The following is an 8,946-nucleotide window of genomic DNA, read 5'->3' as shown; positions in this document are numbered from 1 at the left end:
TTCCAGGTTTTTGGAAGTTGGCGATAAGTACCCGTTTTTTTTAAAAGCTAAACATTTAAGAACCTAAGCAGTTACAAAATTAAATTAATAGGATGGGAGAAAAAAATGGGGATTTTTAAAAATAAATTATTTAGAAAACTATTTTTTGCTTCTTTTACCTCACAAATGGGATCGACAATCGGTAATATGGCTTTTGCTTTTTATTTACTCGACCACTTTAGTAAACAGCCTTATTTCGCCACTTTAGCAGAATTAATGTATTCCCTGCCAATTGTTTTGGTGTTTTTTTTGGTTGGTGTTGCAGCAGACCGATTCGACAGAAAAAAAATAGCAGAAAATTCCGATTGGATTAGGGTTATTTTAACCGCTGCATTATTTGCTTTTATTCATTTTCATCTTTTAATTCTTGTATTTGCAGTTTTATTTATCCGAAGTGCGGTATCTAAGTTTTTTGCCCCTGCAGAAATGAGTATTCTCCAGGGAGTCCTTGATAAAGACCAATACATGCAGGCATCAGGGTTAAACCAGACTGTAATGGGTCTTTTTATGCTATTTGGTGTAGGACTTGGTGCGCTTTCCTACCATTATTTTGGAGTATCCGGCTCCATTATTATTGATGGGATAAGTTTCGTGGTTTCTGCCATTCTAATTCGCAGCTGCCATATTTCTCAGGATGTAAGACTTCCAAATGGGAAAACAAAAGTTAAGGAACTTAATATCAAGTTGGTCCTTACTGATTTCAAGGCTGGCCTGGAGTACATCTTAAAGAATAAACTTCTCCTTACCATTATTTCTGGATTTCTGATATTTGGATTAATTAACGGAGGTTTTTCGGTTCTTCCGCTTTTTACAATGAAATATAAGCTCGCACCTGAGCATTATAAACAGTTTGCGGCCTATTTCAGTATTTTTCTTGGAATTGGTTTTATCATTGGAAGTTCTATTGGCAGTGCCTTAGTTGAAAAGTTTAAAGCCTATCGGGTTCTAATAAGTGGCGTTCTTCTAACCGGCGGAATGTGCATTCTTGCCGGTGCTATGACAAATGTCTGGTGGTTTTATGCTGTTATATTAGCCATGGGAATTATCCTTGCTCCAGTTAATGTCGCCTTATCCGGCTGGATGAATGAACTAGTGGATCCAAAATTTATGGGTCGGGTTTCAGGCTGGCTTGATCCGCTAATGATGACCTCCCATTCTGCTGCACTTGCCATTATTGCAGTGATTTTCCCAGCTCTTATTAAAGTAGATTCTATTTATAATGCCATAGGAATTCTGATGCTGATTGTAGGAACGTATTATCTTATCATTCTCCCCCGTCTAGTCAGAAAAGAGAAGAAAGTACAAATAAAATTTGAAATGTAAGGATTTTTGCGGAGAACTGACCAGTGCGTTTGTCTCCGCATTTTTATTTATGCCATAATTGTATTAAAATGCTTAGGTGGAGGTGAAAATCATGGAACTAAGGCATTTACGGTATTTCCTGGAGGTAGGAAAGCAAAAAAGTGTCACGAGGGCAGCTGAAACGCTTCATATCTCACAGCCTGCTCTAAGTAAAATGATAAGGTCGCTAGAGGATGAAATAGGAATACCTCTAATGATTAGAAGCAATAAGCAAAATGAAATTACGGATGCAGGAAATGTAGTTATAGAATATGCTCAGAAGATGACTTCATTAATGGATGAGATGAATTCGACCCTGAATGATTTGACCCACTTAAAACGTGGCAAAATACATATCGGACTCCCTCCTATTATTGGAAGTCTTTTTTTTCCCAAGGTGATGGCCAAATTTCATCGTGATTACCCTAATATTGAAATTAAAATTACAGAATATGGCGGAGCGAGGGTTGTTAAAAGCGTAGAGGAAGGAGAATTTGAACTTGGAGTTGCTGTATTACCAATTGATGAGAAAGAACTAAATGTCTTTCCTTTTCTTGCTGAGGAAATGAGGCTGCTTGTTCCTTATAGTCACCGATATGCCAACAGGGAATCTGTTGAATTAAAGGAATTAGTGGATGAAGAGTTTATTTTTTACCATGAAGAATTTTCACTTCATGATATCATGAGGAAAAAATTCATAAATGAGGGCTTTGAACCAAAAATTTTGTTTAAAACCTCCCAATGGGATTTTATGACTGAAATGGTTGCCGCCCAAATGGGAGTTACTATTTTACCTGAATCGATTTGTGAACGAGCCTCACACAAAGATCTTAAACAGATTCATCTAAATCCACCTGTTATGTGGGAATTAGCTGTTATTACTCGAAAAGATCGTTACCTTTCATATGCTGGACGAAAATTAATTAATTTTATTCTCACAAAAATCGAATCCTAAATCATTTACAGTGGATCTATCATAACCTTAAGTTATGAAAATCATTCTTAATATGTATTTTACGAATATCTTTTTTCGTCGTAATATTATCTTCTAGCTAAAGTGTTTTAGAGAGAGGCTGTTACAATTGAAAAAAATTCTAATGATTATTATACAAATTTCATTCATTCATATTTTCTTATTCATTGGTTATGGAGTAAAACATGTATTGCCTATTCCTATTCCTGCTTCTATGATAGGCCTGATCTTTTTGTTCCTTGGGCTTAAATTGAAAATCGTTAAACTTGAGTGGGTGGAACAAGGCGGGAATTGGCTTTTGGCGGAATTACTTCTATTTTTTATTCCATCTGCCGTTGGAATTGTAAATTATCATGAAATCTTCAGCATGCAGGGAGCAGAAACTGTTCTACTGATTGCTTTCAGTACAGTTATTGTTATAGGGGTAACTGCATATGCAGCCGAAAAAATATTAAGTCGAAAGAGAAGTAATGCGTAATGAAAATGATCTTGTATACATTAATAACCTATATCATTTACAGAGTGTCTAAAAAAGCCTATACTAAATGGCCTTTTCCTTTGTTTCATCCATTGATTATGGCACCGGCTGGATTAATTCTACTTATAAGCATGGTCCATGTCTCTGCAAATCAGTACCTTGATTCCTCTCGATTACTGACCCATCTGCTTGGACCTGCTACAGTTGCGTTTGCGATTCCAATTTACAAGCACTATTCTATGGTTAAAAAGTATATCGGTACTATTTTAGTCAGCATTACGGCAGGAAGCCTGGCAGCTATTTTTTCTTCTTTTGGATTATCTGAATTGATTCACTTAAATAGCGATTTTGTAATTAGCATTCTTCCTCGTTCGATTACTACACCTATTGCTATTGAAGTTTCAAAAGAAATTGGTGGACTGCCAGCTTTAACTACTGTCTTTGTTATTTTAACGGGAGTAATTGGCGGAGCTTTTGGTCCGCTGGTAATTAAAGGGCTTTCTATAAAAACTCCTATTGCTAAAGGATTGGCTTTAGGGACAGCTGCTCACGGCGCGGGAACTAGCAAAGCGCTTGAGTATGGAGAACAGGAAGGCACCTTCTCGACTCTGGCTATGATTTTTGCTGCATGGATTACCTTGGTTTTTGCCTTTTCACTCATTCCGATGTTAATGACTTCTATTCATTAAGAAATCGCCTGGCCAAATTCGGCAGGCGATTTTTTTGCAGCTATGTTTTAAATTCTTGAAGCCTCTTTCCTGGTAACTTCATCGATTTTATGTATGAACATCTGAAACACTCTTCGCTTTTCTTCCAGGTCCTTTATGTATTCCTTTAGCTGGTTATATTGTTCTTCAAAGGGTCTATGGTACCTCTCCCGAATACTTTCTATAATTTCATCATTAACAGTTGATTGAATAACCTGCTTTGTTATACCGTATTTATAGGAATAAACCTTGAGTTCCTGGGCAACTTCTTCATAATCAAGCCCAATTTGATCAAGGACCTGTGTAATATCTTCCTTCCACTCATCAAGCGATTTTTGCAAGTATGACTTAACCTCTGTTTCTTCCATAAAAACACCTGCTTTCTGCATTTTATTTAATTATAGTAAGGTTTGTTTACAGATACGTGTCCAGATAGTTACAAACCCTTTTCACTTCTATAACAAAGGCAAGTCTCATTGTTTTTTTGTGACAACTTGTCTCTCCATAAAGAATTTAAGAGAATATTTTCAGAGAGAGTCCGCACCCTTTACGCGGACGAACAGTCAACCTTCTTGCTCTGGAGTCTTGCTAGTCTGTTTTTCCGCACCGACATTGAACAAGCACTTTTGGTAAGACCGCAGAAGAAAATGCGTGTGTTAAAACCTTTTAACAGCACTAAAGATAAAAGCGCCTTTCCTTTTCGGGAAAGACGCTTTTTAGATTAATTATTTGAAATGGGCTTTGAAAGCTTTGACTTTTCGGCTTGATGAAGAACGAGAGCTCCTAATCCCTGAATGATGGTTTTAAAAATTACCTGTCCAAGAATTGCTGCTGGTACTGCTTCCCATGGAAGAAAATTAGCCCCTAAAGGACTTAATCCGATAATCACGAAAATGATGGAATCGAGCAAACCACCTGCGAGACCACTATAAAATACTCTCCAGCTCATAGGAAGATTTAAACGGCTATAAATCTCTGTATCTGAGGTTTCTGAAACAAGAAATGATAAAGCTGATGCTGCAACAATTAGTAAAGTATCTCCCAGATATGATGATACGGCCGCAGATAAGACAAGTGCTGTTCCAATAAATAAATAAGTTTTCGCACGTCCGTATTTATTTTGAACCAAGTCGCGCAAAATGAATGTTGCCCCAACAAGCAAGGTTCCCATAGGAACAATAAAGATTCCCAGATGTATTGGTGCAAATGCAGCCGTTATAACGTTTGCTGTTACTATGCTAATCAAATAAAGAAAAATTCTCATCCTGTAACCTCCGAATATATGAAATGAGGAAATTCGGTTCGGCACTCCCAAAAAATAAAAACAGAACTACAAAGAAGTCCTGTTTCCCATAGTTTTTTTGAGAGGGTAGCTAGAACCTCTACCGCGTTAGCGGATATTATTAAATTCCTAAACCACTATACCATAACATTTTCGAACTTCCAAGAACAAAAGTTAAATCCTCCAAAGAGGATAAAGCAGAACATATTAAAGGGCATGAGAGCAATAGCGGCTGAATCCCTAATACAATTCCTTTTACAAGATTCTTACTTTCATACCTTTTCTTAATTTCAATTGGGTCCAGCTTGCGATTTTGAAAATAAAGAGCTATGTTAACCACAATAATGAGTGGCAGCATCGCAGATAAATAATAATCTAGGTCAGATAACTGTTTTTGAAAATCTTTCATATTCCTGCAGAGGCTTTTAACTTTTTAGGAATCAAGATTTTAAAAAGATTAACTCCCCTGGATTAGCCATATAACAGAGCGAAAAGGAAAAAGTAGTCCAAGGGAATTCCTGCCTTTAAAGTTAAGTAAAAAACACCCATTATTAAGCTAAAAAGGGTGTAGACTGGGAAAAACAAAAGCGTAAGAGGACTTTGTTCCGATTAATTATGCCAGTAATCTTTTTATTTAATTTTCTTCCTGTTTCGCAAAAAGCCATTTCAAAACTAAAAATTGATATCTTCTTAAATTCTTAAGATTTGCAGGATTCATATAAATTCACCCTCATTTTTCTTCAAGAGGTCCTTCCAATTCACTTGGATCGAGGAAAAAAACATCTTGCAGGCCTTCCTCTCCTCCGGTTCCAAACCCACTTCCGTCTGAATTATTAAAGATTCCTGTTTTTCCATTATTGGCAAAACCCAACCAGCCAAATTGATACATGGGCATCTCTTCATTAAAAAAACTTAGTTTATTCATCTGTTTGATTTTAATTTCATCTCTAATATAGGCTGTCATGTTCATCGGCAGCTTCATAACTCCTGAGCTGTACTGTTCAATTGGAAGATTAGTTTTAAGTTGTACACCTGGTGTATAGGTGTCCATTTCATCTGATACTAAAAAGTTCCGCTTTGATATTAAGTAAAAATCGACTTTTTTATACTGGTTTCCGGGACCAAAGTTCCAGATAACATAATAGAAATCCTCATCGGACGGATTTACTTTCCATACTTTCGGAATCCCCATAGTATCAGCAGAAACTATACTCCATTTTACTGTATCCCACTTCCAGAAACTCGTCCCGTTGGCATTATCACGTGAAGAAAAAAAGACAACAGCATGCTGCTTATCCAGAAATTGAATTTGTTTAATTTTAATTCCGCCATTTTCCTGGAATACCTCTTCTAATTTTTTACTGAGGACTTTCTTATTCGGGAAATCTAATGGTTCTTTTATAAAAAAGATATAGGCAGACACGGCCAGGAGAATGATACCGATGCAAATAAGGCTATATTGAGTTTTTTTAGTCATGGAGCTCCTCCTTTAAAATGGAGCTGTCGAGACGAAAATAGTGCTGGCCTTTTAAAGTCGAAATAAGAAGACCCTTTCCATTCCTCTCAATAAAAATTCTAACCTCTTCTCCTCCTGTTTTTGGTTTGGTATTGGTTAAATAATAAGGAAATCGTTCAGCAGATCTATTCTCTCTTATAGCAGTATCATAATACCAGTCCATGCTCATAGCCTTTTTTTCTCGCGCTTTCTCAATTTGGTTTAATAATGAAATACGGTTAAGTTCTGCGGGGCTGGCAGAAGGATGGGATGCGAATACTCGAGCATTACTGGCATTACCAATATAGGTTGATAATTTATTTTCCGGATAAAAGTAATGAGATAATGGTATGACAATTAAATGACAAAGGATAAGGATAAAGTTCAGTATATACCCAAGCCAGGCAAACTTTCGATATTGCTGCCAACGCTCGTTATTGCGATTCCCCCTAAGATAAAAGTATAAGAACCAAACACCAAGAGGCAGAACCGGGATTTTGACTGAAATAACAGCAGTATTAATCGTAAAAGAAAAGACAACTATCCCAACTAATGTCGCTGCTAAAGTTTTTTTAAAACCCAGTTTTACTTTTTGGTTTATAAATAAATATGTAAACATGGCGATTGATACTATAATACCCAGCAGGCTTGCAATAGTAGTTGGCAGGTTATTAAAAATATGATAATCAAGGGATATATCCATTACTCCCTCCTCTTTTTCCATTTTATGTATGATATTTTCTATTTCGTTTATCATTTATCCTTTATTGAAGATGAAAGAAGTTTTAAACTGACAAATATAGGCTTGAGAATGAAAGAGATATTGGGATGTTTGACATCAAATGGATATTAATATGAAGAAGGAAAAGCAACACAAGTGATCTTTTGAGGTCCTTTTTTTATGTGTTTTAACAACATTTTTCATTTTAGCCATCTATTTATCCCTATAAATTTATATTCAGGTAAATATGTTCTGCATTCTCAGTTTTTTAATTTGCTTAGGGCATATTGGAAATTTATCGAAAAAACAATAAACCAAAAGTCTTTTTAGGGAGGCACAAACCAGGCTCGCGGATGTTGAATCAATGCTTTATAAAAGAAGACCAACTTATTCAATCATTGGCAGGTTAAATCAGGAAAGCGAAAGTGTAACCGTAGAATTAAGGAATTTTAAAAAGACTTGGCTTGAACTGATAAAAACTGTCAGATAAAAAATGTAATTAATCCCCTTCTTGTCGATCATGTGGTTCGAGAAGCTGAGCACTTCCTATTTATGATAAGTGTTCTTGAAAACGAAAGCAGTCTGAAGCTATGGGAAGTTAAATAAAAAAGCGAAAACCTTTAAAACGGTTTTCGCTTTTTGTTATTCTTCTTTTTTATTTATACGGGCAAATATAACAAGACTAATCGTTATAATCGTAAAGGCTGTAAAAGCCATTAATGGGATCGTGATAAATCCCAGCAGATTAAGATAATCCTTTGCACAAGGTACCCCCGAAGTACACATTTCAAATTGCTGAAGATATGGTATCTTTTGCAACAGGAAATGATATCCGGACATCAGCATACCTATCACAGAAAGCGGCAAGGCATACCGATGTATTTTTTTGTCATGATAGTAAAAGCCAATTCCCAGCAGGATTGCCAATGGATACATAAAAATACGCTGGTACCAGCAAAGTGTGCAAGGGATAAAATGCATGACTTCACTTAAATATAAGCTTCCTAATGTAGCGATAATCGCTGCAATCCAGGCTAGTAATAAACTTTTATTCATTCTTCTTAGCCGCCTTGTCCACCATTTCGGCCAGATCATCGATCGTTTGCCCGTCAAATAGCTTTCCATCCACAAAGATGGTCGGAGTGCCTGTCACATGTAATTTGGCAGCATAATTCATATCTTTCTTGAAGGGAGAGTCTCCCTCATTATTCTTAAATGCATTTACAACCTTTTGAGTATCTGACTCAGAAGCAATCTCTTTCAATGTTGACGTTAAAAATGCTTCATTATAAATGTCCATTTTTTCATATTTGCTCTCTGCTGGCTGCTTTTTGTATAAAAGCTCGTGGAATTTCCAAAAAGTTTTATTTCCAAGTTCTTTATATACTACCTCTGCAAATTTGGCAGATCGAGTGGAATCAGTATTAATAAAAGCATCATTCATAAAATAAAGTTTTGCTTTACCAGTATCAATAAGTTCTTTTTGAATGACAGGAATAACATTCTCACCGAAGTTTTTGCAGTTAGGGCATTTATAATCTCCGAATTCAATAATCGATACAGGAGCAGATGCTTTCCCCAAAAACGGCTGATTACTGTAATCTATAGAATCTTTTGATGTAGAAGTAGATTTTGAGTGATTCGCCAAAAAAATGAATCCTAAAATACATACTGCGATTAACCCAATGATCCAAAAAATAAATTTGGAGGAATTTCCAGACGCAGTGTTTGGTTTAATCTTTGCCATAATCATAACACCTCAATTATATTAAAAAACAGCTAATCTATCTTTACTTATCGTAAGTAAGTATATCGGTGCACTATTTTTACGTCAAGTATCGGGGAGCGTTAAAACTTCTGTTTTTGGCACTGCTGGCCACTTATACCAAATAAGAAAATCTTCCTTTTAA

General features: G+C 36.0%; 11 protein-coding genes, 1 pseudogene and 1 riboswitch. Of the genes and pseudogenes, 5 read left to right on the top strand and 7 right to left on the bottom strand.

Annotated elements, in window-relative coordinates; genetic code table 11:
- Positions 1-105: 105 nt before the first annotated feature.
- The 4 genes from AC3WR0_RS23335 to AC3WR0_RS23320 all read left to right on the top strand — a co-directional run bounded on the left by AC3WR0_RS23335 (position 106) and on the right by AC3WR0_RS23320 (position 3,520).
- Complete coding sequence (locus AC3WR0_RS23335; RefSeq protein WP_492554517.1) at positions 106-1,362, top strand: MFS transporter; 1,257 nt, start codon at positions 106-108, stop codon at positions 1,360-1,362.
- Between the two features lie 91 nt (positions 1,363-1,453).
- Complete coding sequence (locus AC3WR0_RS23330) at positions 1,454-2,335, top strand: LysR family transcriptional regulator (protein WP_492554516.1); 882 nt, start codon at positions 1,454-1,456, stop codon at positions 2,333-2,335.
- A gap of 127 nt (positions 2,336-2,462) precedes the next feature.
- Positions 2,463-2,831: a CidA/LrgA family protein gene (locus AC3WR0_RS23325; protein WP_492554515.1), complete on the top strand. Its 369-nt coding sequence runs from the start codon at positions 2,463-2,465 to the stop codon at positions 2,829-2,831.
- A complete protein-coding gene (locus AC3WR0_RS23320) occupies positions 2,831-3,520 on the top strand; it encodes an LrgB family protein (protein WP_492554514.1) in 690 nt (229 codons plus the stop codon). The genes AC3WR0_RS23325 and AC3WR0_RS23320 overlap by 1 nt, the downstream gene beginning before the upstream one ends.
- 47 nt (positions 3,521-3,567) lie before the next feature.
- Here the strand turns inward: AC3WR0_RS23320 and AC3WR0_RS23315 are convergent, their stop codons facing one another.
- The 5 genes from AC3WR0_RS23315 to AC3WR0_RS23295 form a co-directional block, all read right to left on the bottom strand.
- Positions 3,568-3,906, bottom strand: a complete 339-nt coding sequence (locus AC3WR0_RS23315; RefSeq protein WP_492554513.1) for a hypothetical protein — start codon at positions 3,904-3,906, stop codon at positions 3,568-3,570.
- A 353-nt stretch (positions 3,907-4,259) separates the two neighbouring features.
- Positions 4,260-4,802, bottom strand: a complete 543-nt coding sequence (locus tag AC3WR0_RS23310; RefSeq protein WP_492554512.1) for a VUT family protein — start codon at positions 4,800-4,802, stop codon at positions 4,260-4,262.
- Positions 4,803-4,884: 82 nt separating this feature from the next.
- Positions 4,885-4,927, bottom strand: a riboswitch (PreQ1 riboswitch).
- A gap of 14 nt (positions 4,928-4,941) precedes the next feature.
- Entirely contained in the window at positions 4,942-5,229 is a 288-nt protein-coding gene (locus AC3WR0_RS23305; RefSeq protein ID WP_492554511.1) for a hypothetical protein, read from the bottom strand.
- Between the two features lie 321 nt (positions 5,230-5,550).
- The gene (locus tag AC3WR0_RS23300) at positions 5,551-6,297 is read right to left on the bottom strand and encodes a hypothetical protein (protein ID WP_492554510.1); all 747 of its coding nucleotides are present in this window, start codon (positions 6,295-6,297) and stop codon (positions 5,551-5,553) included.
- Positions 6,290-7,018 carry a hypothetical protein gene (locus tag AC3WR0_RS23295; protein ID WP_492554509.1) on the bottom strand — a complete coding sequence of 243 codons (729 nt, stop codon included), beginning with the start codon at positions 7,016-7,018 and terminating at the stop codon, positions 6,290-6,292. Before AC3WR0_RS23295 ends, AC3WR0_RS23300 begins: the two co-directional genes overlap by 8 nt.
- Before the next feature lie 370 nt (positions 7,019-7,388).
- On the opposite strand from AC3WR0_RS23295, the pseudogene AC3WR0_RS23290 reads away from it, so the two are divergent.
- Positions 7,389-7,642 (top strand): annotated as a pseudogene (locus AC3WR0_RS23290) (DUF2935 domain-containing protein); the annotation flags it as partial.
- Positions 7,643-7,678: 36 nt separating this feature from the next.
- Here the strand turns inward: AC3WR0_RS23290 and AC3WR0_RS23285 are convergent.
- Both AC3WR0_RS23285 and AC3WR0_RS23280 read right to left on the bottom strand, forming a co-directional pair.
- The gene (locus tag AC3WR0_RS23285) at positions 7,679-8,092 is read right to left on the bottom strand and encodes a disulfide oxidoreductase (protein ID WP_492554508.1); all 414 of its coding nucleotides are present in this window, start codon (positions 8,090-8,092) and stop codon (positions 7,679-7,681) included.
- A complete protein-coding gene (locus AC3WR0_RS23280) occupies positions 8,085-8,783 on the bottom strand; it encodes a DsbA family protein (RefSeq protein ID WP_492554507.1) in 699 nt (232 codons plus the stop codon). Before AC3WR0_RS23280 ends, AC3WR0_RS23285 begins: the two co-directional genes overlap by 8 nt.
- Between the last annotated feature and the right edge of the window lie 163 nt (positions 8,784-8,946).

Source organism: Neobacillus sp. FW104-15D2, assembly GCF_058790155.1.
Note: the sequence above shows the minus strand (reverse complement) of the source record. Positions and strands in the feature narration are given on the sequence as shown.

What these genes read in the sequence shown, in the direction of transcription:
- AC3WR0_RS23320 (WP_492554514.1), top strand. Translation starts at nt 2,831, where the DNA reads ATGAAAATGATCTTGTATACATTAATAACCTATATCATTTACAGAGTG.
- AC3WR0_RS23295 (WP_492554509.1), bottom strand. Translation starts at nt 7,018, where the DNA reads ATGGATATATCCCTTGATTATCATATTTTTAATAACCTGCCAACTACT.
- AC3WR0_RS23315 (WP_492554513.1), bottom strand. Translation starts at nt 3,906, where the DNA reads ATGGAAGAAACAGAGGTTAAGTCATACTTGCAAAAATCGCTTGATGAG.
- AC3WR0_RS23305 (WP_492554511.1), bottom strand. Translation starts at nt 5,229, where the DNA reads ATGAAAGATTTTCAAAAACAGTTATCTGACCTAGATTATTATTTATCT.
- AC3WR0_RS23285 (WP_492554508.1), bottom strand. Translation starts at nt 8,092, where the DNA reads ATGAATAAAAGTTTATTACTAGCCTGGATTGCAGCGATTATCGCTACA.
- AC3WR0_RS23280 (WP_492554507.1), bottom strand. Translation starts at nt 8,783, where the DNA reads ATGGCAAAGATTAAACCAAACACTGCGTCTGGAAATTCCTCCAAATTT.
- AC3WR0_RS23310 (WP_492554512.1), bottom strand. Translation starts at nt 4,802, where the DNA reads ATGAGAATTTTTCTTTATTTGATTAGCATAGTAACAGCAAACGTTATA.
- AC3WR0_RS23330 (WP_492554516.1), top strand. Translation starts at nt 1,454, where the DNA reads ATGGAACTAAGGCATTTACGGTATTTCCTGGAGGTAGGAAAGCAAAAA.
- AC3WR0_RS23300 (WP_492554510.1), bottom strand. Translation starts at nt 6,297, where the DNA reads ATGACTAAAAAAACTCAATATAGCCTTATTTGCATCGGTATCATTCTC.
- AC3WR0_RS23335 (WP_492554517.1), top strand. Translation starts at nt 106, where the DNA reads ATGGGGATTTTTAAAAATAAATTATTTAGAAAACTATTTTTTGCTTCT.